Raw genomic sequence first — 25,163 nt, 5'->3', positions numbered from 1 at the left:
CTCCCGTAGGAGTCTGGACCGTGTCTCAGTTCCAATGTGGCCGATCACCCTCTCAGGTCGGCTACGCATCGTGGCCTTGGTGAGCCGTTACCTCACCAACTAGCTAATGCGCCGCGGGTCCATCTCAGAGCGGATTGCTCCTTTTCTTGCTGCACCATGCGATGCTACAAGCTTATGCGGTATTAATCTTCCTTTCGAAAGGCTATCCCCCACTCTGAGGCAGGTTACCCACGTGTTACTCACCCGTCCGCCGCTAAGAATACTCAATGTAAACATCTCGCATTCTCCGCTCGACTTGCATGTGTTAGGCACGCCGCCAGCGTTCGTCCTGAGCCAGGATCAAACTCTCAATTTTAAAGTTTGAACTAGCTATTCATTACACTAGCTTTGAATTCAATTGCTTGAATTCCACTTCCGTGATGGAAGTGTTTTTGCATCCGGTCACCCGGCTGCCCATCTTCTAATTGCTCGAAGATGTTTTCTCGATTACTCGAAAAGGTACTTTGGTTTTTTACCTATATTCTGTTTAATTTTCAAAGAACTGTTTGTGTTGTTTGTCGCTCTTGTCAGGCGACTTCTATATATTATCATTTGAGGTTATCACTGTCAACAGCTTTTCTGGAATTTTTTTGAGTTTTCTTTTCCCCAATCATTTGGTAGCCCCAAATTTCATTGAAGCTCATGAAAAAGCTGAGCAGTTTGCATTTTAAAAACATCAATATCTGGACCACAACGAACTCGACTTTCACTACATAGTCCGTTATGAGACCTCTGTTTATTGAGACGATCATACTGTGAGACTGAAAACCAGCGTCTCTTTTCTGCAGTATTAACTTGCTGGCGAGATGGAGTACCTGTCATTTTAGACCAGAAGCCGATCGCTTTCTTAACGCTTTACTGTAATATAGAAGTCATCTTTCAAAAAAGACAACTCGTTTATTATACCAGATTCTTTTCATAATACAATTAGCACAGTACATGATTATTCTCATTTAATTTACAATCTTTTCGACACACACATGGTATTCTTCTTTATAATAGAAGTTAACATCAACAAATACTCGGAGGTTAATATGGGAATCGTTACAAAAACAGGAGATAAAGGAACAACTGGAACCCTGGGCGGCAAAAGAATGCTGAAATCATCTTCCCTGCTGGAGCTGAATGGGCAGATTGACGAAGTCAATGCATCTTTAGGGTATCTGAACTCACTGCTGGATGAAGCCGAGGATTTCCCCGCAAAGGCGGAAGTCATGGAATTCATCCGGTATATCCAGAACGGGCTATACAACCTGGGCACAGAAGTCTCGTCAGGCTTCACCATCGTCCGTTTCGATGAAAGTCACGCGCTCCTCCTCGAAGAAAAGATCGATGAAATGACGGCACTCATGCCGCCACAGACAAAATTCATCATCTTCTCCGGAAAGAAGGAAGCCACCTACACCCATGTGGTTCGTTCCATATCCAGACGATGCGAAAGACAGTTCGTGCGTTTTCTGCTGGAAGAGAATGTGGACCCCTTCCCTCACTCCTACAAATTCCTGAATCGTTTGTCGGACTATCTTTTCACGCTGGCAAGATTCATCAATCAGGAACTCGGCGGCGAGGAAGTCGAAACCATTCCTTGGGATAAATAACAGTTACAGGAAAGAACCTGCCACCCCGGCAGGTCCTTTCCTTATATATGCATCCAAATCTCTACACTTCTCTACCTTTTTCGATCATGACCAGCGCCATGACATTCATGGGATCGATGCTTGGTCTGCTTAAAGAATCTCCTGAAAGCACAAGTCCGATTTCAGTGCATCCGAGGATGACCACCTCGGCACCTTTCCCAATGACATGTTCTCCTGCTTCTTTCAGCCGCTCCACCGGCTTCCCGTCGGTTATACCCGACTTGATGCCTGTACCTTCGCCATAGATCGCTTCCATGACGCACTCTTCCTGCACCTGATCATCTGGATAGATGATGGAAACATCCTTCAGATATTCATCGAAGATTCTCGTGTTTCTGGTGCCGGTAGTCGCCAGAACACCAATCCTTTGGATTCCCGGAAACTCCCTGTGTATGTATAGGTTCAGCTCCTCCAGTGCGTGAATGATTTTAAGATCAGTTCCCGCTACAATCTCATCATAGAAATAATGTGATGTGATGCAGGGGATACAAGCAATGTCTGCACCCATTTTCTTGATGTTGTTTGCCGTTTCAATTATATAAGGAACAGGACTTTCCCCTAATCCCAGTATGGCTTTTGTGCGGTCAGGAATTTTAGGATTGCTGTCGATGACAATTCTGAAATGCTCCTGATCTTTTTTCACCTTTGTCGCCTTGATGATCTTCATATACAGCTGCGCTGTGGCTTCCGGCCCCATGCCGCCTATGATACCTAGTATTTTTTCTTTCATACGCTTAAAAAGCTCTGGGCTTCCCTTTTCAACTCCTTCAAATCTTTACGCCATGTCAGAGACTCTTCCCTTTAATGGTGCAAACAGTTTCTCTTTGTCCTTGCAGTCTTTCTGCTCATAAATATATTCCAGAGCAACCCTTGCTCCATGGTCCATCCCCTGAGAACCGGCCAGAAGAACGACATCTCCCGGCTGCGCCTTGTCAATGGCATCGTATATGGCTTCTTTGAGCTCTTCATATAGAATCACATTCAGATCCGATTTCTCGAGTTCTTCATGAAAGACCCTGATCTCTTCTTCTGTGACCTTGTCCTTGGATGTGACATATTCTCCGCTTTTCGTACCGATGATTTCATCCATATGTAGCCTGTCTCTCCATTTGAGAAGGGTTGTGATATTCTCCCTGTTGACTGTAGGTCCTCGATTCCCTCGAATCGCATAAACCAGGTGCAGTTTATTGTAGTTCAGCTTCACCAGACTCTCAAGGGTCATATCGATGTTGCTGGCATTGGCGAAATGATCATCTATGATGATGAACTCTTCATCATAGATATACTGGAATCTTCTTTCCACTCCGCCGAAAGTTTCCACTGCACTGATGACATCTCTCATCTGAACTCCATCAATCAGTGCCATGGCCATGGCGGACAGTGAGTTGACCACGGAATGAAATCCTGGAACCATAAGACTTACAGGGTATTCTCCTTTTTCAATTACACCTTCAAGCCCGACGATATCCTGCCTGATTTTTAGAAGAAATTTCGCTCTGCCACTGCTGAGATCCAAGTCACTGCAGTACAGATCTGCGGTATCATCCTTTGTGGAGAAAGAAACCACATGAGCTTTCGTCTCTCCCCTTAAGCTGTATGTCGCTTCATCATCCATGTTCAGTACCGCAAAAGCTCCTTCTTTGGCATTTCTCACCAGTGAGGATTTTGCATCATAATACTTCTCCAGGCTGCCATGCTGGTCAATATGTTCCCGGCTGAAATTATTGAAGGCCACGATATCAAAATCCACATCATGAACTCTGTAAAGCTCAAGGGCAGATGAGGATACCTCCATGACGGTTCTTTCGATTTTCTCTTCCACCATTTCACTGAAGATCAGCTGAAGATCGGAACTTTCGGGAGTGGTCAGTTCAGAGTGCACAAAACGGTCGCCCACTTTGATCACGACACTTCCGATGAGACCCGTCCTGTATCCGGCCATGGAATAGATATGATCAAGTATGTAGCTTGTGGTGGTCTTGCCGTTGGTCGCTGTGATTCCGACCATTCTCAGTTTTCTCGTCGGATGTCCCATGAGCTTCGCAGACAATGCAGACAGCGTTTCTCTGGCGTTTTGCACTCTCACCTGGAAAATGTCCACATCCTCGCGAAACTCCGAAACAACTGCCGCTGCAGCGCCCTTTTTTCTTGCCATCTCTATGAAGTCGTGCCCGTCCTGCAGGTATCCTTTAATGGCTACGAAAAGACTTCCTTCCTTCACCTTTCTGGAATCATTGGTCACGGACGTGATCTCCATCTCATCAGGAAAGCACCCTTTGTATTCCACAAACTCCAATCCCTCTATCAGTTTCTTCAGCTTCATTTCTTCACCTTCTTTATTAATTCTCTTCATTATATCAGAGTATGACATTATTGTGATAATCCTTCTTGTGAATTATCTGCTGAAAAGCGAAAAACCCGGTACACCCGAAGGGGCATACCGAGTATACTTGTTGTCTTTGTCTGATCTATTTTCTTGTTGCGAAACCGAAGAGTGTATTGAGGATGATTCCCGCAATAGCTGCCAGACTTAATCCGCTCAGGGAAATGGCTTCTGTGATCTTCACCGAGAAGAGGGAAGCGATCTCCGTTGGAAGATACGTTGGCGCAAGACCTATGATCAGGATGGCTGCTGCAGTGACTACAGTTTTCAGCTCCACTTTCACTTCTTTGTCTTCGTAGGCTTTCTTGATTGTCTTCAGTCCGATGAGTGCAATCATGGAGAACAGGATGATGCTGATTCCTCCCATGACTGGTGTTGGAATACTTCTTAAGGTTCCACCGAGCTTTCCTACGAAAGCCAGCACCACCGCGAAGACCGCTGCCAGTCTCAGAAGCTGAGGGCTGTAATTCTTTGTGATGGCCAGAACGCCCGTGTTCTCACCGTAGGTTGTATTTGCAGGTCCACCGATGAGTGCTGCGAATGCAGTTGCCAGTCCATCCCCCAGAAGGGTTCTGTGCAGACCTGGCTTCTTGATGAAATCTTTTCCTACTACCTGTCCGTTTGTAGTGATGTCTCCCACATGTTCCATGAATACCGCAAGCACTACTGGCGCGATGGTCAGGATTGCGTTTACGCTGAATTTAGGGAGCGTGAATGCAGGCATCTCAAGCAGCGCTGCACTGGTAATGATTGTTGTATCCACCTGATTCATAAGAAGAGAGACAATATATCCTACCGTTACCGCTGTGATGATGGACATCTGCTTCAGCATACCTTTGCCGAAAAGATTGATGCCCAGTGCTGTGAGCAGGGTCACCGATGCAAGAATCAGGTTGCCCTGAGCCATTCCGTAGGCAGTTGGTACCAGTGTAAGACCGATCACCATGATCATGGGTCCTACCACGTAAGATGGCAGGATCTTTTTGATGGTTTCATATTTTATCTTCTTTACCGCGAATGAAGCCAGTACATACAGAAGCCCTGCTACAAGTATTCCACCCTGGGCATAGGCTAAGTCTCCACCGTTGGCCTCTTTGACAATGTTTATGACTGCTATGAATGCGAATGAGGAGCCCAGAAACACCGGAACCGTTCCTCCAGTGACCAGGTGAAACAGTAGTGTACCGATTCCTGCTGAGAATAAAGCTACAGAAGGATTCAGTCCTGTGAGCATCGGAACCAGAACTGTCGCACCGAACATTGCGATCAGGTGCTGTAGCGCTAAGATGATATCCTTCCCTGAATTGATGGCGATGAACCTGTTTTCCGTTTCCATTTTTTTCTTTGCTGTAATTGCTGCCATTTTTTCCTCCTTATTGGGCATCCCTGTACCCATTTAATAATATAAAAACCTCTTGTCCCTAGAGACAAGAGGTATAATAAGCCCACTATTCCTGCTTAGTATCTTCTCGGCCTCTCTGGACCACATTAAAGATTTCTTCCTACGAAGTATACCATATGGTTCAGAAGACATCAAGAATTTTTGTTAGATTTTCTCAAATTCATCCGATGAATCGTTCATCCACGATTTTCTGGAAGTCATGGAAGAACTCCGGATAGGATTTCCCCACCGCTTCATATCCATCAATGATGACAGGATTCACGCATCCCAGAGAAGCCACCGATGCAGCCATGACGATTCGATGATCATTATGGCAGTAGATGTTTCCGCCGATGAGCTTCTCTCTTCCCGTGACGACAATGTCGCTTCCTTCTTCTCTCGCCTCTCCGCCAAGGGTATTGATGAGCTCCACGGTCGTCTTCACGCGATCCGACTCCTTGAACCGCAGCCGGTCCACTCTCATGAGTCTTCCTGTGCCTTTGGACAAAGAAAGAAGCACACCGAGTACAGGTGTGAGATCGGGAATATCCGAAACATCGATATCCAGTGCACGGAGTTCCGATTTGTGCACTTCATATCCGTCTTCCACAGGGGTGATTGCCGCACCCATCTTCTCCAGGATCGATAGGATTTCCCGATCCCCCTGTGTGGATGCGTGATTGAGTCCTACCACCTTTGTCTGACCCGCCAGGGCTCCCGCTGCCAGAAAATAGGCTGCCTGGGAATAGTCTCCTTCCACCACATAATCTCTCACCTGATAGGCCTGATTGCCCGGCACGATGAAGGTGTCGCCTTCCCTGTGAATCTCGATTCCAAAATCTCTCATCACGTTCACCGTCATGTTCACATAGCTTTCACTCTGAAAATCCTCCGTTACAGCCAGGGTGCTATCACCTGGCAGAAGCGGAAGCACCATGAGCATACCGGAGATGAACTGTGAACTCACATCACCGCGCATGGAGAAATCTCCTGGTTCAAGTTTCCCCTTGATGACAATGCTCTCCAGACTGTCTCTGAACATCATGATGTCCAGATTCCGGAACAGCTCTTCATATACTGTGAGTGGTCTTCTCAGAAGACTCGTACTGCCTCTGAACTCATAGACCTCATCAAAAAGAAGGGTGATGGGAATGAAGAACCTCAGTGTTGAACCGGACTCTTCCGGCTTCAGTACCCGATCCCTCCTATTCCCGAAGGATGTGGCATCCAGCGTGATATCCTTTTCCTTTATGAAGAAATCCACTCCCAGGTCCTCCAGACATTTCAGCGTGGCCATGATATCGGAGGAAAGATCCACATGGTGTATGGTTCCCTTTCCCTTGGAGAGGGACAGCGCAATGAGTGCTCTGTGCGCATAGGACTTGGAAGAGGGTACCATGACGGTGCCTTTCACCTTATTGTAATGAAGTTCCTTGATCATCATTCTCCACCTCCATTTGTGGGACAAGTTAAGAATAAGCCGCTTTTATTTTTTCATCTGTTCTTCGAATCTCTCCAGCACTTCCGGTATGAAGTGTCCGTTTTCATGGAACAGCTCCCCATCCGCATAGATCTTTCCTTCTTTTCTCAGTTCTCCGATCATATCCCAGTGGATGACACTCCTGTTCTGTCCTCCTGCTTCAGGGAAGGAATCTCCGATGGCCATATGGAAGGTGCCACCGATCTTTTCATCAAAAAGAATGTTCTTTGTGCTGCTTTTGATTCCGTAATTGGTGCCTATGGCTAGTTCCCCGAAGGTTCTCGCCCCTTCATCCGTATCCAGAATGGTGGTTAGAAGCGCTTCCCCTTTTTCCGCAGAGGCTTCCACGACTCTTCCTTTCTCGATCTTCACACGGATACCCTCTATTTCTTTCCCTGCGTAAATCAGCGGAATCTCAAAGTGAACATGACCGTTGACCCCATCTTCGATGGGTGATGTGAAGATCTCCCCGTCGGGAAAATTCGCTTTCCCGTCACAGTTAACCCAGGTTCTTCCTTCCACCTCTGCCGTCACATCCGTCTCTCCGGATACGATTCTGATGATTTTCTTCGTGTTGAGGTAACTGATCCATCTCTCCTGCTCTCTGGAGATTCTTTTCCACTCCGCCACGGGATCTTCCTTGTTCAGAAGACCTGCCCCATAAACGAAATCCTCATATTCTTCCAGACTCATTCCGGCTTCCTGAGCATCTCCCATGGCCGGAAACTGCGTACCGCACCAGCGCAGACTTCCATCTCCGGTTCTTTCCGAATAGAATTTTCTCCACTTCTTGGCACCGATGGAAGAATTCTTCACTTTCTCCGGATCGATGTTCGTGGCGTACTTCACATTTCTGGAACCCCATGCCGTCAGCCACACATCCGCCCTCTCTAGTAGCGTTTCATTGATAAGGTTTCCCTGCTTAAGCTGCTCTGGCGTGGACTCCTTCAGAATCACTTCACTGATCTCATCGGAGGTGAGTACCACTTCCACATGACCGCCCGCCTTCACCGCTTCTCTTGCCACCGCCTTAGCCCAGGGTGTGGCTACTTCATCGGCACGAATATAGACGAAATCTCCAGGTTTCACTTCGGTGGAATACGCAACAAGCAGCTTTGCCAGTTTTTCTAATCTCTCATCTCTCATAGGGTCTCTCCTCAATCATCTTTTTCTTTCATTATATCACCCGTTTCAGACTCCATGAACCTAAAATGCAGGATTCTCAAAAAAGATACAGTCTTCGCATTATTGATAGGATGGGAAATTCCCGAAGAATATGGAATCGTTAAGACTAAGTTCAAAGTTCTGGATTATAATGAAGAAAAGAAAAAAGACAATAAAAAAATCCGGTATAAATACCGGATTGAAATGGTGGTCGATCAGGGGTTCGAACCCTGGGCCCTACGATTAAGAGTCGCATGCTCTACCAGCTGAGCTAATCAACCATGTTTTGCAACAAAATTTATTATACGCAGTGGATGGGAAGTTGTCAACCGAAAATCACAAAAAAATTCAGCTGGCTCATTTGCCATGGACAGCCTCAATGAACTGGTCGTCTGAAAATGCAGCGCAATAAAAAAATCCGGTACGAATACCGGATTAAATGGTGGTCGATCAGGGGTTCGAACCCTGGGCCCTACGATTAAGAGTCGCATGCTCTACCAGCTGAGCTAATCAACCAGATTTACTGACAAAGATTATTATACTTATGTAGTACAGGAATGTCAATAGTCATTGAGAATTTTTTTCAACTGATATCTGAAGGCGTTGGGAAAAACTGAAGAAATACATCGTGTATGCGCGATGAACAGGTATAATCTTAATAATTTTAGAGGAGGATCTTAAAATTGTTCGAATTCAAATTCAGAATGCCGACTTCCATTATTGTAGGCAGAAACGCTCTGGTGAAAAACAGTAAAAGACTGCGTGGTCTTGGGCACAAATGCCTCATCGTCACAGGACTGGAATCTTCAAAACTGAACGGATCCCTTGAAGACAGCATCACCGCTCTGGAAAACGAAAACATCAAGTACATCATCTTTGATGAAGTGCAGGAAAGACCTACGCTTGAAATCATTGAAAAAGCCTATCAGGAGAACAAAGGAAACGGCATCGACTTCATTCTGGCAGTAGGTGGAGGATCCGCCATTGATGCCGCAAAAGCCATTTCCATTCTCTTTCGAAATCAGATCCAAGCCAAGGAAATCCTGTCGCTGAAGAACCTGGAAGGCATTCCCATTGTTGCTGTCCCGACTACAGCAGGGCCAGGATCCGAAACCACGCCCTATTCAGTCGTCTATCTTCAGGAAGAAGGCATCAGTCGCAGCACCGGACAGAGAATCTTTCCGGGTATCGCATTTCTCGATGCGCGCTACACACTGAACAAACCCTATGACATCACCACCTGCACCGCTGTGGATGGTTTCTCCCATCTGGCGGAAGGATATCTCAGCACCAAATCCAATCTGCTGACAGATACCCTTGCAGAAAAAGGACTGCGCCTTTTCGGTGAATGTATCGAACCATTGAGAAAGAAAGACTGCAGCATCGAGGTCCGAGAGAAGCTTCTGATGGCCTCCAGTATCGGCGGCATGGTGATTTCCCAGACCGGGACCAGTCTGCCTCATGGCATGGGATATGTGCTGACTGCAGAGAAACATGTGCCTCACGGTGTCGCCAACGGTCTGCTCTTTCCGGGCTATCTGAAAAATTTCAGAAAGACGGATAAACTGGAAAGGCTATTGCATCTGATCAAAGTAGCTTCTATTGAAGAGCTATCCCTCATACTGAAAGAGATCCTGCACTTCCGAAACGTCAGCCTGACGGATGCGGAAATCAAGAAATATGTGGATGATATGCTATCCAGCGAGAAGAAGCTGAAAAATCATCCTGAAAGAGTTTCTCGAGAGGATCTGACAAACATCTATAAGACGTTACTGAGAAAGGAGGAATCCTAGATTTGTGCGGACGATTTCAGCTTGAACTGAGCATGGATGATATTTTAAACATCATCGATGTGCTGGGTGAAGTGAGGGACAGATACAGTGAAGAAACACTTTCCTCCTACACCCATGAAAAGAAGGACATCTACCCGGGTTCAAAATCTCTTATTGTAACAGGAGAAGGACTGCATCGCTCCACCTGGGGGTTTCCTCTGCATAAGAAACTGGTGTTCAACGCCCGTGGTGAAAGCATCTTCGAAAAACCCATGTTCCGAAAAGCTGCTGCCAGCAGCCGATGCCTGGTTCCTGCGAATCTTTTCTACGAGTGGCAGGGAAAAGAGAAAATCAAGCACTTCGTCAGAACACCTGACCAGTTTCTGTTCATGGGCGGAGTCTTTGAGAAATTCGCTGAAAACGACGGCAGCATCACCCAGCGTTTTTCCATCATCACAGGACCCTCTCGGAATGAAATGAGCGCGATTCATCCGAGAACACCGCTCATTGTCAGTAGAGAGGATATCCGAACCTTCCTGAACCCAGAATCTCCTCAGGATGAGGTCAGAAGAATCATCGGTTCCTATCCTGAAAAACTTCTGATTACGAAGGAAGATCACAACGCCCAGTTATCCATGTTCTAAAAAGAAGCTTCGGCTTCTTTTTCTCATTTCTACACTTTTCACTGTTTCATCTTTTTATTGTATTTCCGGAACTATTGTATATAATTATGTTATCAACTGATTTATGAAAGAGGTGGATTCCTATATGTGGACAAGAAGCGAACTGAAAAACAGCGCTAAGAAGGCACTGAAAGGCACTTTTCTCATCAGTGTTCTGGTCATCATCCTTTACAGCATACTGACTGGCGGAGAAAACAGTAATCTTACCCTGAAGCTGGGGGAAGATGCGACCAGAGAAATGGAAGTCAGAAATGAAATGCTGAGCTACACCATTGGTGAGAACTATTTCGATAATCTCATCTCCTACCCTCTCACCGCACTCCTCCTGCTCTTTGGCGCAATGGCTAGTTTTCTCTCCTTCCTCTATCAGATATTCGTGGCAGCTCCGCTTTCCATCGGCCTGTCCAGATATTTCATCGTCAACAGGAGAGCTCCTGAGGAGAATACACCGCTGAATCTCTTTGATTCTTTCCGGTCAGGACATTATCTTAATGGCGTTGTGGTGATCTTTCTACAGAACCTGTTTATTTTTCTGCATTTCCTGCTTCTGATCATTCCAGGAATCATCAAGACCTTCAAGCTCTATATGGTTCCCTACATCATGGCAGACCATCCGGATATGCACTATAAGGATGCATTCTCCTTAAGCACCGAGATGACCCAGGGACATAAGATGGACATCTTCGTGCTGGAGCTCTCCTTCATCGGCTGGTATCTTCTCGCCATGCTTACGCTGGGTCTTGCGGCACCGCTGGTGAGCACATACAGAAAAGCCACCGTCACAGAGCTTTATGAAGTGCTGAAGAGTCCAAGAGAACGCTCGGAAGTGGCTCCTCCTGGATACTTCTAGCTCATGAAAAAAACCATCCCTTCCATCACAGTCAGCCTGTGATGGGAAAGGGATGGTTTTTTTCGATCTTTCTTAGCTGATTTCGCTGTTTCTGAAGAAATCCAGGACTTCCTGCGCTTTCACTTTCAGGTCTTCCAGACTTCCGTCATTGTTTGCGATGAAGTCTGCCTTCTCTACAAGGGCAGCCACTTCCTTTTCGGTGTTGTGATTCGGATTGCTGTTTTTGGCCACTTCTTCTCCGTCTCTTTCCACCAGTCTCTGGAATCGGTTCTCCTTGGTGGCAGTGATTCCGACAATCAGAAACCCGGCCTTCTTCCAGAAATCGAAGTCGTCTTTGGTTCTTCCACCGACGATCATAGGAAGGATATTTTCATTCACTCTGTTGAGATTCTCGTAAATATCATCCCACTTGGTCTCCTGGGCCACCGGGTGAAGCTCCGCGTTTTCCGTGATCATTCTGGACAATGCGTACTTGTTGAGGATGTTCATATCGATTTCTCTCAGCTTATCTGCCACAAGCTGAAAGAACCCTCTTTCATTGCCAAGCCATTCAGGGGATATGGACACTATGGGCTTCATGCCTCTTATGATGTCTCCCAGACCATACTTCTTCGTCTTCGGTTCCAGATCGATGATGAAGTCCGCCAGGGTATCCTTGCCTGATCCCATCTCGCCGAAAATAATAATTCCTTTATAATTCATGTTTACCTCCATTAATCTGCATCTCCAGCACTTCCATCAGTTCCAGAGAAGATTCCTTCTCCTACTGAAGCACAATGCAGTTAAAATTTCCACCGCTTCGTTTATGCGTTAAATTCCTAATTTAGTATATAGACAATGGGATGAGATTTCAAGTGAAAGCGGAAAATATCCTGTACACCCTTTACTCCTCATCTTTGATCTTAAGGAAAAAGAAGGCACCTAAAATGAAAAGCAGGATAAGACTCAGTATACCGTACCTGGTTTCACCGGTGATGCTGATGACGATTCCCATGAGCAGGGGCCCGAATATCGAAGAGACTTTTCCAAAGATGTTGAAGATGGAAAAATACTCCGCTGATTTGTTCTTGGGAATCAGTTTACCGAAATAGGACCGGGATAAAGCCTGAATTCCACCCTGGGCACTGGCAACCAGCATGGCCAGAATCCAGAAATCCAGTTCCGTCTTCAGGAAGAATCCATAGATGGAAATGAATGTGTAGGTGATGATTCCAGTCATGATCATCTTTCGTGCACCAAATACCTTCGCCAGTTTTCCGTATAAAATTGCAAAGGGGAAGGCCACAAGCTGAATGGCCACAAGGATGATCAGCAGCCTGTCCGAATCCACTCCGACATCCACCCCATAAGCCGTAGCCATGGTGATGACCGTATGAACACCATCAATGTAGAAGAAATAGGCGATCATGAAGTACAGAACCATTTTGTTCTTCACAATGTCTCTGGCAGTGGCTGCCAGCATCAGAAAGCTCTCCTTGATCTTTGACGGTTTCCCTTCAATATAGTACTTCTGCTTCACATTCTTCAGCATCGGAATGGTGAAGATCATCCACCATAGTGCCGTGATGAGAAAGGCCATCTGGGTGGCAAAGGTTACCGTCAGTCCCAGTCTTTCCGCACTGAGTATGATGCCCAGTGAAATGATGAAAGGAATGGTTCCACCCAGATATCCGAATCCGAATCCCTTGGAGGAGATTTCATCCATCCGCTCATCCGTGGTCACATCCGTAAGAAATGCATCATAGTAGATGCTGGATCCATTGAACGCTACTGCTGTTATGACGTAAATGACCAAGGCATAGATCCATTGTCCTTCTCCCACCGTGGCAAGCATCGCTGAGGAGAGGATGGCCACCAGTGTGAACGCTGTGAAAAGCTTCTTCTTGACGCCCCGGAAATCAGCAATGGTGCCCAGCAGCGGTGCCAGAAGCGCAATGAGAAGCGTCGCCAGAGAGTTTGCATATCCCCAGTAGGCTGTAGAGGTGGCATCAGCCAGATGACTTGCCGCCACGCTTTTGAAAAATAAAGGTAAAATTGCTGTGGTGATGGTGATGGAGTAGGCTGAATTACCGAAGTCCTGTAGAATCCAGCTTCGTTCCTCTTTTGTCATGGTCGCCTCCTTAAGATTGATTAGGATTCACTGATTAATGAAAAAGTATAATGGTCCTGCCACTTCCCGTTGATGTACAGATATTTCTCATTGATTCCGACCAGTTTAAAACCCAGCCTTTTCAGGACGTTCTGCGATTTATAGTTGTCGAGCAGCGTCGATGCCTCAATCCGGTGAAGCATCAGCTCCTCGAAGGCATAGCTGATGGCTGCTTTCAAGGCGTCATTCATGAGTCCTTTTCCTTCAAAATCCTTATGGAGCGCATAACCCAAGGTGGCACTTCTGAAACCGCCATACACAAGATTCGACAGCTGAACTTTTCCGATGAGCTTTCCGCTGTAATAGACCCCGAAATTGATGGCCAGGCCGTTCATATACTGCTTGTAGTTTTCATCCAATGCTTTTCTCTGTCCCGTAAGGGTATAGAACTCCGCATTTCTGTGGGGCTCCAGGGCCCTCAGAAATTCTCTGTTTTCCGTATAGTAGATCAGATAATCCTCCACATTCTCTGGAGACGCAAGCTTCAGGCTTACTCTTTCCCCATCCAGCGCAAGAAGCTTGAATTCCTTGAACTGATTGAACCTGGTATTATCCGTTCCGAACAGATACTCATTTCTGATTCTGGAATCCTGATAGCTGTTGTTGACCAGAATCCCCTCCAGCGTATAGCCCAGTTCCGTGAAAGGAACCGTGGAAATGTCATCGGACACGATGACATTGACCTTGAAGAAGGACCCGTCTCGAAGGAATCCTCGGGTCATGGCACCTAGAGATTCCCTCAGAAGGCTCCTGTCCCCTTCTCTGTAGAATCTCAGCCGGATCATGATGCTCTTGTTTGCGCTGTTTCTTTCCACAATGGTGAATCTGCCGATGGTGATTCTGGCCTCATCTCTTATGATGAACTCTTTCCCGTCTGTTTCCTTGATCTCTTCCATATAAACTTTCGTCTTGTTCATAACTCTCCCATTCTCCCCTTTCCTGCCGGTGATGCTCTATTTTATTCCCGCTGCTTTCAGTTTCTTTCCTACTTTCAGTCTGATGTAGGCCACGATGCTGAGTGAAATCGCCATGGAAATCGGCAGCAGATAGATTGAAACCTTCGGTCCCAGAAGATCTGTCAGAACGCCCATGAGAAGATTCATCAGGTTCAGGACAAATGCCACCATGGTCATCATGAATCCCGTCGCCATCCCCGGTTTTTCGCTGAAGAGAACGGAAACCAGCGACATCAGTGAAGGAAATACGATGGAGAAGAAGAGCCCCGAAAGACTGATGATGATGATGTAATCTTCTCCCAGCAGGATTCCAGCAGAAAGAAGAAGCATGGCGATTACCTGCGTGGCCATGACAGTTCTCAGCACCCCTGTCTTCTGCACGATGAATCCACCCACAAGCCTGCCGAAGGCAAAGATGAAGAAGAAAATCCCCAGATATCTGGCTCCTACGCTTTCTCTCATACCGAACCCTTCCTTGAGATAATTGGTCAGCCAGAGGGAAATCCCCTGCTCTGCAAAAACGTAGAATCCAAGGCTCAGGCCGAAGATATACAGCATGGGGTCTTTGAAGATGCTTCTTCCTGCTGTCACGTTTTCCGCCTTGGGTTCATCCGGAATTTTCGCGAAGATGAAGGCGATGAGCACGATCAGATACAGAAGGGCGATGAAGACATACATGGTTCTCCAGGTGATGTTCCGGTCCAGGAGAAACCCGATGGCATTCTGGGATACGGTGGAGCCTGCTCCATACATGAAGTGAAGCAGATTCATGGCGATGGTGGATGTCCCTACAAAAAGGATGGGAATCACCGTGTTGGCCGCCACACCATAAATATTGATGCCGGCTATGATCGGAATGAACCCGATGAAAAACATCAGGAAGCTTTCAGATTGGGACTGGACGAATATTCCGGTGATGAGACAAAGGATTCCTATGATGATGGTTTTCTTCTGTCCGATCCGCTCAATGAGCGCACCGCTGAAGAAGGTCACCGCCATGCCCGCCAGAGATACGCTGGTGATCATGGAAGAAATGACTGTATTCGAGACAGAAAAGTCCTCCTTGAATATCGGAATGAAGATCCCTCTTGTATTTTCTATAAACGGAGACAGAAACATCAGCGTGAAGATGATGAATACTCCGAATCTGTTGCTTTTTCTGTTCTGCATGGTCAATATGTTGCTCCTTTACTGCGTCTCTCTCTCGATTTCCCTCAATTATATATACATTATTATAAGCCATTGGGATATAATATAATAGAAGCATCCGGGAAAATAATTCCCGAAGCGTAAGCGGTCACTATAGAAATGAGGCCAGAAATCTTGTTTCACCTGGATCATGTGATCAGACTTTTTCTTACAGAACGAAGAGGTGTAAATAAAATGAACAAATCATCAGCAGATAAACTTTCCTTTTTCTTCATGGGACTGGAAAACAGATTTCTTGAAAACAGAGATATTTTTCTGGAAGTGGAGATACGGTTCAAAGCAGGCCTGAAAACCTTCAAAGGTCATGGCGTCCTGAACGAAGCGGATCTCATTTCCTATAATTTCAATGGCGTCACAAAACTTCTATCCTTTCATAACATGCTGGAAGACATCCGAAAAGAAGCGCTGAAGTATGACGAACTGGTTCTTACCTACAAGGAAAGAGGCATGAAACTGCTCATCAGCGCAAACAGAAAAGGCGTCACCATGAACACGGAGGAACTGAAATATGACGCCGGGGAAGAAAAGAAGGATACGTCCACACTTCTTTCAAGAGACTATCTCATCAAGGCCACAGAAGCCTCCAGTCTTCTGAAAGCCATCGGCATCATGAGTAAAGACGGAAAAGTGAAGAACGATAAGATCCGTAAATACAATCAGATTGATCATTATGTGGAGCTTCTGGAGAAGAACTTTGAGTCCATGAAAAGGCAGGGCACGCTCACCATCATGGATGTGGGCTGCGGCAAGAGTTACCTCAGCTTCGTACTAAATTATTACCTGACAGAAGTCAAGAAGATCAAGTGCCATTTCATCGGCATCGACATCTCCCCCCAGGTCATCGAAACCTCACGGGAGATCCAGAAAGAGCTGGGCTACCGAAATATGGAGTTCCATGCCATGGATGTGAAAGACTTCAAGGACGATCGCAAGATCGATGTGGTCCTGTCTCTGCACGCCTGTGATACAGCCACCGACATGGCCTTGGCTTTTGGTGTATACAAGGAAGCCGACTTCATCGTCGCGGTTCCCTGCTGCCACAAGGAGATGCTGAAGACCTATTCCTACAAGCCTTTTGAAGGCATCCTGAAGCATGGCATCCTGAAGGCGAGACTGGCAGACACCCTCACCGATGGGCTGCGCGGGCTGATGCTGGAAGAGCATGGTTATGAGGTTTCCATCGTGGAGTACATCTCTCCACTGGAGACACCGAAAAATCTTATGATTCGCGCATACAGAACCGGTACACCGAATGAGGCCTCCAGGGAGAATGCGGATCAGCTGATTCGTTCATTGTCCATCTATCCTGCATTCCGCTATTATCTGGACCAGTATACTTATGGCCAGAGCGGTCTGGATGATCTGTTATGATGGCTTACAATACAGGGCTCTTTGTGACCCTCTTCATCATCCTGTTCTTAGGGGTGCTTCATATCGGTTCGAAGCTCCCCTATCAGCTGAATCGGTTCTATCAGAAGGAAGCAGGTGGAATGAGACTCTTCAACAGACTGTACCTTGTCTATCTGATTCCATGGATTTTTGTTCCCTTCATCGGCTCCAGCTACTTCCGGACCTATTATGTGATCTATATCCTTATTTTCACATTAGCCATGGAGAACGGATTGTATCTCTATGGGCTCTATACTGGAAAAAACAAGGAGAAGTTCCTTGTGATGGTTGTCTTCAATCTCATTCTTGTGGGCATCATCTATATCCTGACTCTGACCAACCTGGCGGGGTTTACCCCCTTCAACCTGTATTCGCTGCTGTAAATGAGCATTCGCCTGGAGGTGAAGTCCTTGACTATTTCCGAACTGATCAAAAGCTCCGCTGAAATCACCCGGATCAAAGCGGAACGGATTCTGAAAGAAAACAATCTCCTGAAGATCTCCTATGCTAAGGGGGTCCTTACTTCCACCGTCATGGATGGACAGGAATACACGCAGAGAGTCGAGCTGGAAAGCGGTGAGGTGAAAAGCTACAGCTGCAGCTGCAGCAAAGAGCCGCTTCTTTGCCATCACCTTCTTGCGCTCCTGAAAAGGAGAGAAGAAGGAAAGAAAGAGGAAGAGGAAAGCATTCCGGTCAAGAAGCCCAAAGCCTCCATGAAAAACACGAAAAGCAATCTGAAAGTGATTCTGGAAGCTGCGGAGAAGGAAGATCTCATTGAATTCATCCTTTCCTTAAGAAGCTATTATAAAGATATTCCCGTCATCATCCGAAAAAGCTTTCTGAGTTCCACGGATGAGGAGTTTCTCAGGGAGAATCGCGAAGAACTCATGGAGTCTCATCACTCCCTGAAGGCCACCAGTTCCAAGGAGGTGCTGGCCCGCCATTTCAACCTGATGCTGTCTGTGCACGAAAGAGCACGGCAGGAATCCAAGGAGAGAAACTACCTGAGGTCCACTCTCCTGTATCTGCTTCTCTATGAGATGGTAAGCATTCCAAGCGTGGGCATGGAGCACTACCTTTTTAACAGCCACTACATCAAAACCTATCAGGAAGCACTTCTGCCCCTGGCAGAGAAGAAATATACCGCAAGAGAATCCCAGATGATTTTCGATTATCTGAGACAGATCTGCGAGGATCTCTCTGATTTGTCTCACATCACGACGCTTCTTCGCATCATGAAAAACTACATCACCACTGAGAAGGATTATGACAACTACTATGACATTCTTCTTTATGTCTATGAGAAGGAGACGGTTCTCCCTTACGACCGGAACAATCTTCTCTATCTGGAATATGAACTCCTCATGATGATCGGGAAAGCCGATGAGGCAAAGGAGCTCCGCAAGGAGAACCCCTACGTGCCCGAGTTCAGGTTCATGGAAGCCGAAGCCCTTTTGGGTCGAGGCAAACTCTATGAAGCCCTTATCATTGTCAGTGATGGCATAGAGCGAGCTGACAGGAACTGGGATGAACTCATCAGATGGCTCTATATGGAAGCCGGAATCCATAAACTGCTCCAGAATCAGGAAAAATATCTGGATGTATCCAAAAGACTCATCACCCTGGGGGAATACAAAGCCTACCTGGATCTCAAAAGAACCATCAGCCCCAAAGAATGGCACAGCATCTACGAAAAGCTGGTGGAAGATGAAGAAGTGAAGAAGAACATGAAAGGGGCCTACAAGCGCATCATTCTCCAGGAGAAGGACAAGCGAAGACTTCTGGGCTTCATCGAAGAAAATCCGGAGCTTATCTCCGAACACTATGACTTTCTCAATCCTGAATACAATCAGGAGGCTTCCAGGCTTCTTGCGGCGTATATAGAGGAAACAGCCCATCAGATCACCGGAAGGAAGAATTACGAGCATCTTTCCCAGATGATCGAAAAACTCTATATCTATGGCCAGACCAGTCTCGCCAACGATACGATCATGAACCTGGTGATGAGAAACAAGCACAAGACCTCCCTTCACACCGTTCTTTTCCAGCTGAAAGACGCCTACAGTCAGAGCGGACCCTATATGCCGGAATAATATCTCAGGCAGAGCATGAAGATGCTCTGCTTTTTTTCATCGTTCTCAGCAGGAAACCCTTGTAATGAGAAGGACTTTAGCGTAATCTGAAATCATATATAGAACACTGATATATCTGAATGGAAGCTTCCACCAAAGGAGAAATGCGGTCATGAATACAATCGAAATCAGCAATCTGAGTAAATTCTATGGAAAAAGCAGAGGTGTGGAGAACATCGATCTTGAAGTCAGAGAAGGAGAGATCTTCGGATTCATCGGCCCCAACGGCGCCGGAAAATCCACCACCATAAGGACCATGCTGAATCTCATTGCCCCCACCAAGGGGGAGGTTCGGATATTCGGCATGGACAGTGTGAAAGAGGCTGACAAGATCGCCCAGCATATAGGGTATCTGCCTTCTGAAGTTTTCTACTATGATGACATGAAAGTGAAGGACCTTCTAAACTACTCCGCTTCCTTCTACAAGAAGGACTGCTCCCGGAAAATCAGAGAGCTCTCCGATCTTCTGGAGCTGGATCTGAACCGGAAAATCGAAGACCTCTCTTACGGTAACAGAAAGAAAGTCGGCATCGTGCAGGGACTGCTGCATGACCCGAAGCTCATTATTCTGGATGAACCCACCAGTGGACTGGATCCTCTGATGCAGCAGAAATTCTTTCAGCTGCTCCTGGATGAGAATCAAAACGGAAAAACCATCTTCTTCTCCTCCCATATCCTCAGTGAAGTGCAGAAGCTCTGCCATCGAGTCGCCATCATCAAGGAGGGGGAAATCATCAAGCTTCAGGATATGGCTACGCTGAAAGAAGAGACTTACAAGAGATTCACCATCGATACTGGGCATAACCTGAGCGATGTTCTGAGTCAGATTCCTGGCATCTCCGATCTTTACGTTTCAGAGCATCTCTACCGGTTCATCTACAAAGGAGATCTCAATCCCATAACAGGACTTCTTGCAGGCGTAGACATCCGTGATATACTCATCGAAGAGCCTACTCTGGAAGAGATCTTTCTCCATTACTATGAGAGGGAGGAATGAACATGAATATCTATGTTCAGGAGCTTCGCTTCCGCAGGAAGACACTGTTCATCTGGAATCTATCCCTTTTCCTCACCCTTGTACTGATGCTGCTCATCTACCCTGCGGTCATGAGTGAAGGAGAAGCCTATGTGGAGATTTTTGATGCACTGCCTCCACAGGTTCTCGAGGCCTTATCCATTGACTTCAGCACTTTTCTCAGCTTCAACGGTTTTCTCGGCTACATCTTCACCTATGTTCTTCTGGCCATGTGTGTACTTGCCATGAATCTGGGGCTGTCTGTGTTGGGTAAAGAGATTTCCGGTAAGACGGCGGACTTTCTCCTGACAAAACCTGTCACGAGAAGCAGACTGCTGACGGAGAAAATCCTGTCCGGACTTACCCTCATCACCCTGACGAACCTGTTCACCGCTGCCACCAGCGTTATCATGGGTATGCTCCTGGAAAAAGAAGACAGAGATCTGAAGGGACTCCTGCTCATTCTCACAGCAGGGTTCATTCTGCAGATTCTGTTCTTCACCCTGGGGATGCTTCTGGGGATCCTCCGCCAAAGAATCCGGTTCATCACCTCTCAGTCACTGGGCATTGTATTCACCCTATATATTCTCGGCATGCTGAGCCAGATCATTAAGAAGGATTTTCTCACCTATCTCTCCCCCTTCCGCTACTTCGATTTCAATCAGATTCTGCAGAAGAGCGGCTATGAAACGCGCTATCTGCTGCTTGCCCTCATGCTGATTTCAGCTTTTACGGCTCTTTCCTACATTCTTCTGGAAAGAAAAGAGATCCATGCCTGATGGAGAAAGGAGAAAATCATGAACATCTATAAAAGAGAACTGAAAAGTGAGCGGAAAGGCCTTCTCTTCTGGATCCTCGGAATAGGGCTGACGCTGTTCGCAGGTATGAGTGAGTTTCTGCTGTTTTCCGACTCGGGTGTGAATATCTCTGAATTCATGAATGCCATGCCTAGAAGTCTCATGGTCCTTTTCGGCATGAGCGACCTGGATATGGGTACCCGTCTCGGATACCACGGTATTCTTATGTATTACGTCATTCTGGCCGGTGTCATCTATTCCTCCATGCTGGGCGTGCGTATCCTTTCCAAGGAAGAGCTCCTGAAGACCACGGAGTTTCTTCTGACCAAACCCCGTTCAAGAAGGCGGATTCTTACGGCGAAAATTCTTGCCGGAATCACGCTGATCTGCCTGTTTACAGGGGCAGTCTATCTGACTTCTCTCCTCAGCATGGAGTTCATCGGAGGAACCGTTCCCTATCAGGCAGAGCTTTTCAAGGAAATTCTCTCCCTGATTCTGCTGATGCTCCTCTTTTTTTCTTTGGGTATTCTGGCCGCGTCATGGTTGGCAAAACCGAAGCTCGCCAGCAGCCTGACTCTGTCTCTTGTACTCATCACGTTTCTGGCGGGCGTATTCCATGATCTTCTAGATGGCCCTCTGGTCATAAGACTTCTTACTCCCTTCCGCTACTTCCCTTTGGTGGATCTGGTAGAGAAGAACACGCTGTCTGTGTCATTCACCTTTCTCACACTGTTTCTGGTGATCACTGCAGGCCTTCTATCCTTCTGGTCCTATGAAAAAAGAGACATGTACATCTAGAAAACGGAAAGCCACGACAGGAGAACGCTTCTTCTCCGTCATGGCTTTCTTCACTACTCTCTATCTGGTGACCTCCTGTCGTCCATTGCTACATGTAGTTGGACAGCTTCAGGAATCTGGTCTCCTTATAATTGTGGATGTCTATGGAATAATCAAAGATCACTCCATTTTTCAGATACGCTCTGTTTGTTGAAATCAGAGCCGGTTCTCCCGGTGTGAGTCCCAGCTCTCTTGCATCGTGCTCACTCAAGATACCCGCTGTGATTTCACGGTCAACAAAACCGATCTGCTTTTTCAGTTCATCCCGGATATACTTGTAGATGGACCCGGAAACAATCTCTTCACTGAGATAGGGAATCACATCCTTGTTGTAATAAGAGTACTCAATGACATAAGGTGTATTGCTGACACTTCTGAGTCTTTCAATGAAATAGATCGGTGTGCCGACTTCACACTGCATGGTATGGGCAAGCTTTTCGTCCGCCTCAATCAGCTTGAAGCTGATCACCTTGGTTGTAACCTTATTCCCGAAACCTTCTGTAAGTCCGTTGAAATCTTCCAGATTGATGGCTCCATTACATGCCACATTCCTTATGAAGACACCGCTCCCCTGGATGGGAATCACAAGACCTTTACGCGTCAGAAGATCAATGGCTTTTCTTATCGTGTTTCTGGAGACCTGATATTTTTCAATAAGCTCTTCTTCCGTCGGAAGCTTCTTGCTTCCGAGATACATCCCGTTATGAATGTTCTGAGCCATATCATCGCATATAATCTTGTATTTTACTTCCAACCCGAATTCCTCCTGCACGTTTCTTTTGATCTCTTTCCTTAAATTATATCTTATTGATGAAAGGTTACAAGACCACCTGCTCAATATGTGTTCCAGATAAACAGATCTATTTCAGGCGGCTGTATATCTCTATGATCTCGCCTGCCATGATTCTGAATGTCTCTGCGGACATCATCTGATCTTCCGCATGGATCAGCAGAAGGTCCACCTTCACCTTGTCGCCACCCGCTTCCTGAGAAAGCAGATTTCCATGGGCATGGTGCCCTTCTTCAAGCATTTTCTCTCCTTCTTCCATCAGCGCTGCGGCCTCAGTGAAATCGCCGTCTTTTGCTGCAGCGATGGCTTCCATGAAATACGATCTCGCGGAGCCATTGGCTGCAATCATTTCAAAGCAGATCAGTTCTAATCCTTCCATTTCCATTCCTCACTTTATACAGTTTTCTCCTCGGGTTCTGATGACTTCCTCATAGAACGAGAAGGAGTCTTTTTTTATTCTCGGCAGTTTCTCATCTTTAAAATCGATATACACAAATCCATATCTTTTCTGATATCCGTTGAGCCAGCTGAGAAGATCCGTGAAGGACCAGGTGCAGTATCCTATAAGGTCCACCCCTTCCTTCATGGATTCATGACAGGCTCTAATATGCCCTCTCAGATATTCTATCCTGTAATCATCATGGACTTTATCCTCATCCAGCTCGTCGAAGGCACCGATGCCGTTTTCAGAAATGAACACCGGCTTCTCATATCTTTCTGAGATCTCCACCAGCGCCACCCTTAGTCCATCCGGATCGATGGACCAATCCCAGTCCGTATATTCCACATTCGGGTTAAACACCTGCCTGTAAAGACCTGGAACCCCTGATTCCCTGAAATCCCCTTTTTCTCCGGAAACGTTGAAATCCGTGAGTCCCACTCCATCTATGGGATTATGGGCAAGCATCGCGCTCTGATAATAGTTGATTCCGATGAAATCAGAAAGCGCTGCACCTTCTTTTAAAATGGCGGTATCCTCTTCCGTCACCTCCGGTGCGATGCCTCTGCGTTTGAACTCCTCATATCCCCATGCAGGATATTCCCCCTTGTAGAAAACGTCCATGATCCACCAGCAGACAGTATCATAATATCTTCTTCTGGCCTCCTGGTCCGCTTCCTCGTCTGAGGCTGCATATCCCGGTGTGTAGGCTATGGAGGATCCTATAAGACCATCATATCCGCCTTCTTTATAGGCTTTGATCACATGGGCATGGGCAAGCGCTGTAATATGATAAGTTTTCAGATACAGCTTCATATCTTTCTTCCCTGGAGGATGCAGCGCCAGGAGATAGCCCAGCTGGGTGAATATATTAGGTTCATTCAGTACAATCCAGTATTTCACTTTCTTTCCAAAAGCTTCGAAAAGAACTTTCGCATATTCCGTAAAATCATCAATGATGCGTCTGGATTCCCATCCGCCATATTCATCCTGCAGCGTCTGCGGCAGATCCCAATGATATATTGTAAGAACAGGCTCAATCCCATGCTCGAGAAGTTCATCAATGAGCTGATGATAGAAATCCAGTCCCTTCTTTTCAATCCGACCTCTTCCTTCAGGAAGAATTCTCGTCCAGGATACGGAAAAGCGATATGCTTTCAGTCCCATTTCCTTCATAAGTCTCACATCTTCTCTGAACCTGTGATAGTGATCCGTTGCCACATCTCCGTTGGTTCCCTTATAGGTCTTTCCTTCCATTCTCACCCAGTTGTCCCAGATGGAATCTCCTTTTCCGTCTTCCTTGTATGCACCTTCCACCTGATATGCCGCGGATGCACTGCCAAAGAGAAACTCTTCCGGAAACCTACCTGACATGTTCCACCATGAAGAACAGTGCTGGTCCCAGCTCTGATTTTTTAATGGCGGCTTTAGCGACAGAAGCGGCTCTTTCTGACTCTTCACTAACCTCAAAATACAGTTTCATGCTTTCCTGCTTCAGAAATCGATAGTCAATTCCTTCTATGTTCTTTCCATCCAGAAGCTTTATCACAAAGTCTCTTTTCAGGGGCATATTTATTATTATCATTTGTTCTCACCTTCTATGATCTCTTTCAAGTTGTACAGCTGCTGATTCAGTTTCTTCATGGATCCTCTTCGAAGTACAGGCAGACTCATGAGCATATAATTGTACTTTCTTAAAGCTGATACGCTGTAAGCCTGTTCTTCCAGTTTCACGTATGTGAAATCTGGCCCGTCTTCTCTGAAGGAATAGGTTGTAACCACCTTATCCTGACCCCAGAAAGAGTCAAAAGAAAGGGTTTTGTTCTTCTCTTCTCTGGAAACAACCTGCCTGATCCTCACTTCTCCTTTCATGGTGGGCATCTTATGCAGATGCTCAGCACCCATAAGCTTCCCTTTGACTTTAAAGGTTTTCCTTAATGTGTCTTCCACTTTCTGATAGACGTCCTCAATATTTCTGTAGATCAGAATTTCCTTTTCCACCTATTCATCACCTCTTGTATCAAGAATAGTCCCAGTTTGCATCTGGGACTATAGTAATTG

General features: G+C 46.4%; 24 protein-coding genes, 2 tRNA genes and 1 rRNA gene. 10 read left to right on the top strand and 17 right to left on the bottom strand.

Annotated features, from left to right (window positions below; genetic code table 11):
- Positions 1–355: ribosomal RNA gene (locus J3A84_RS05945) — 16S ribosomal RNA — on the bottom strand; the annotation flags it as partial.
- A gap of 718 nt (positions 356–1,073) precedes the next feature.
- Here J3A84_RS05945 and J3A84_RS05940 point away from each other — a divergent pair.
- Positions 1,074–1,637, top strand: a complete 564-nt coding sequence (locus J3A84_RS05940; RefSeq protein WP_207599079.1) for a cob(I)yrinic acid a,c-diamide adenosyltransferase — start codon at positions 1,074–1,076, stop codon at positions 1,635–1,637.
- Between the two features lie 61 nt (positions 1,638–1,698).
- On the opposite strand, the gene cuyB is transcribed toward J3A84_RS05940, so the two are convergent.
- From cuyB to J3A84_RS05905, 7 genes are all read right to left on the bottom strand, one after another.
- On the bottom strand, positions 1,699–2,406 hold the full coding sequence (gene cuyB / locus J3A84_RS05935; protein ID WP_207599078.1) for a cysteate racemase: 708 nt from the start codon (positions 2,404–2,406) through the stop codon (positions 1,699–1,701).
- 45 nt (positions 2,407–2,451) lie between these two features.
- Positions 2,452–3,999, bottom strand: coding sequence for a Mur ligase family protein (locus J3A84_RS05930; protein ID WP_207599077.1), 1,548 nt, complete (start codon positions 3,997–3,999; stop codon positions 2,452–2,454).
- A gap of 145 nt (positions 4,000–4,144) precedes the next feature.
- The gene (locus J3A84_RS05925; protein ID WP_425350729.1) at positions 4,145–5,422 is read right to left on the bottom strand and encodes a uracil-xanthine permease family protein; all 1,278 of its coding nucleotides are present in this window, start codon (positions 5,420–5,422) and stop codon (positions 4,145–4,147) included.
- A 199-nt stretch (positions 5,423–5,621) separates the two neighbouring features.
- Positions 5,622–6,884 carry a 3-phosphoshikimate 1-carboxyvinyltransferase gene (gene aroA, locus J3A84_RS05920; protein ID WP_207599076.1) on the bottom strand — a complete coding sequence of 421 codons (1,263 nt, stop codon included), beginning with the start codon at positions 6,882–6,884 and terminating at the stop codon, positions 5,622–5,624.
- 42 nt (positions 6,885–6,926) lie between these two features.
- The gene (locus J3A84_RS05915; RefSeq protein WP_207599075.1) at positions 6,927–8,066 is read right to left on the bottom strand and encodes an aminopeptidase; all 1,140 of its coding nucleotides are present in this window, start codon (positions 8,064–8,066) and stop codon (positions 6,927–6,929) included.
- Between the two features lie 223 nt (positions 8,067–8,289).
- Positions 8,290–8,365, bottom strand: a tRNA-Lys gene (locus J3A84_RS05910).
- A 159-nt stretch (positions 8,366–8,524) separates the two neighbouring features.
- Positions 8,525–8,600, bottom strand: a tRNA-Lys gene (locus J3A84_RS05905).
- A gap of 167 nt (positions 8,601–8,767) precedes the next feature.
- Here J3A84_RS05905 and J3A84_RS05900 point away from each other — a divergent pair.
- The 3 genes from J3A84_RS05900 (at position 8,768) to J3A84_RS05890 (ending at position 11,389) form a co-directional block, all read left to right on the top strand.
- On the top strand, positions 8,768–9,877 hold the full coding sequence (locus J3A84_RS05900) for an iron-containing alcohol dehydrogenase family protein (protein WP_207599074.1): 1,110 nt from the start codon (positions 8,768–8,770) through the stop codon (positions 9,875–9,877).
- Between the two features lie 2 nt (positions 9,878–9,879).
- The gene (locus J3A84_RS05895; RefSeq protein WP_207599073.1) at positions 9,880–10,500 is read left to right on the top strand and encodes an SOS response-associated peptidase; all 621 of its coding nucleotides are present in this window, start codon (positions 9,880–9,882) and stop codon (positions 10,498–10,500) included.
- A 124-nt stretch (positions 10,501–10,624) separates the two neighbouring features.
- Positions 10,625–11,389, top strand: coding sequence for a DUF975 family protein (locus tag J3A84_RS05890; RefSeq protein ID WP_207599072.1), 765 nt, complete (start codon positions 10,625–10,627; stop codon positions 11,387–11,389).
- A gap of 72 nt (positions 11,390–11,461) precedes the next feature.
- Here J3A84_RS05890 and J3A84_RS05885 read toward each other — a convergent pair whose 3' ends face one another.
- The 4 genes from J3A84_RS05885 to J3A84_RS05870 form a co-directional block, all read right to left on the bottom strand.
- The gene (locus tag J3A84_RS05885) at positions 11,462–12,091 is read right to left on the bottom strand and encodes a nucleoside/nucleotide kinase family protein (RefSeq protein WP_207599071.1); all 630 of its coding nucleotides are present in this window, start codon (positions 12,089–12,091) and stop codon (positions 11,462–11,464) included.
- A gap of 181 nt (positions 12,092–12,272) precedes the next feature.
- Complete coding sequence (locus J3A84_RS05880; RefSeq protein WP_207599070.1) at positions 12,273–13,499, bottom strand: MFS transporter; 1,227 nt, start codon at positions 13,497–13,499, stop codon at positions 12,273–12,275.
- A gap of 20 nt (positions 13,500–13,519) precedes the next feature.
- Positions 13,520–14,455, bottom strand: coding sequence for a GNAT family N-acetyltransferase (locus J3A84_RS05875; protein ID WP_207599069.1), 936 nt, complete (start codon positions 14,453–14,455; stop codon positions 13,520–13,522).
- Between the two features lie 36 nt (positions 14,456–14,491).
- Positions 14,492–15,664, bottom strand: coding sequence for an MFS transporter (locus tag J3A84_RS05870; protein WP_207599068.1), 1,173 nt, complete (start codon positions 15,662–15,664; stop codon positions 14,492–14,494).
- A 213-nt stretch (positions 15,665–15,877) separates the two neighbouring features.
- Between J3A84_RS05870 and J3A84_RS05865 the strand changes: the two genes are divergently transcribed.
- The 6 genes from J3A84_RS05865 to J3A84_RS05840 all read left to right on the top strand — a co-directional run bounded on the left by J3A84_RS05865 (position 15,878) and on the right by J3A84_RS05840 (position 21,834).
- On the top strand, positions 15,878–17,074 hold the full coding sequence (locus tag J3A84_RS05865; protein WP_207599067.1) for a class I SAM-dependent methyltransferase: 1,197 nt from the start codon (positions 15,878–15,880) through the stop codon (positions 17,072–17,074).
- The gene (locus tag J3A84_RS05860; RefSeq protein ID WP_207599066.1) at positions 17,071–17,475 is read left to right on the top strand and encodes a hypothetical protein; all 405 of its coding nucleotides are present in this window, start codon (positions 17,071–17,073) and stop codon (positions 17,473–17,475) included. Before J3A84_RS05865 ends, J3A84_RS05860 begins: the two co-directional genes overlap by 4 nt.
- Positions 17,476–17,502: 27 nt before the next feature.
- Entirely contained in the window at positions 17,503–19,185 is a 1,683-nt protein-coding gene (locus tag J3A84_RS05855) for a hypothetical protein (RefSeq protein ID WP_207599065.1), read from the top strand.
- 151 nt (positions 19,186–19,336) lie between these two features.
- Positions 19,337–20,221, top strand: a complete 885-nt coding sequence (locus J3A84_RS05850; protein ID WP_207599064.1) for an ABC transporter ATP-binding protein — start codon at positions 19,337–19,339, stop codon at positions 20,219–20,221.
- A 2-nt stretch (positions 20,222–20,223) separates the two neighbouring features.
- Complete coding sequence (locus tag J3A84_RS05845) at positions 20,224–21,018, top strand: ABC transporter permease subunit (protein ID WP_207599063.1); 795 nt, start codon at positions 20,224–20,226, stop codon at positions 21,016–21,018.
- Between the two features lie 18 nt (positions 21,019–21,036).
- Positions 21,037–21,834, top strand: coding sequence for an ABC transporter permease subunit (locus J3A84_RS05840; protein WP_207599062.1), 798 nt, complete (start codon positions 21,037–21,039; stop codon positions 21,832–21,834).
- An 88-nt stretch (positions 21,835–21,922) separates the two neighbouring features.
- Here J3A84_RS05840 and J3A84_RS05835 read toward each other — a convergent pair whose 3' ends face one another.
- From J3A84_RS05835 to J3A84_RS05815, 5 genes are all read right to left on the bottom strand, one after another.
- A complete protein-coding gene (locus J3A84_RS05835) occupies positions 21,923–22,627 on the bottom strand; it encodes a GntR family transcriptional regulator (protein ID WP_207599061.1) in 705 nt (234 codons plus the stop codon).
- Positions 22,628–22,733: 106 nt separating this feature from the next.
- Entirely contained in the window at positions 22,734–23,042 is a 309-nt protein-coding gene (locus J3A84_RS05830) for a PTS sugar transporter subunit IIA (RefSeq protein ID WP_207599060.1), read from the bottom strand.
- 9 nt (positions 23,043–23,051) lie between these two features.
- Positions 23,052–24,476: a glycoside hydrolase family 1 protein gene (locus tag J3A84_RS05825; protein WP_207599059.1), complete on the bottom strand. Its 1,425-nt coding sequence runs from the start codon at positions 24,474–24,476 to the stop codon at positions 23,052–23,054.
- Positions 24,466–24,687, bottom strand: coding sequence for a hypothetical protein (locus J3A84_RS05820; RefSeq protein ID WP_207599058.1), 222 nt, complete (start codon positions 24,685–24,687; stop codon positions 24,466–24,468). Before J3A84_RS05820 ends, J3A84_RS05825 begins: the two co-directional genes overlap by 11 nt.
- Complete coding sequence (locus J3A84_RS05815; protein ID WP_207599057.1) at positions 24,684–25,103, bottom strand: hypothetical protein; 420 nt, start codon at positions 25,101–25,103, stop codon at positions 24,684–24,686. The genes J3A84_RS05820 and J3A84_RS05815 overlap by 4 nt, the downstream gene beginning before the upstream one ends.
- Positions 25,104–25,163: the final 60 nt, after the last annotated feature.

The organism is Proteiniclasticum aestuarii (assembly GCF_017368455.1).
In the GTDB taxonomy this organism is placed as follows: Bacteria; Bacillota; Clostridia; order Clostridiales; family Clostridiaceae; genus Proteiniclasticum; species Proteiniclasticum aestuarii.
This window is presented reverse-complemented; position numbering and strand designations above follow the sequence as displayed.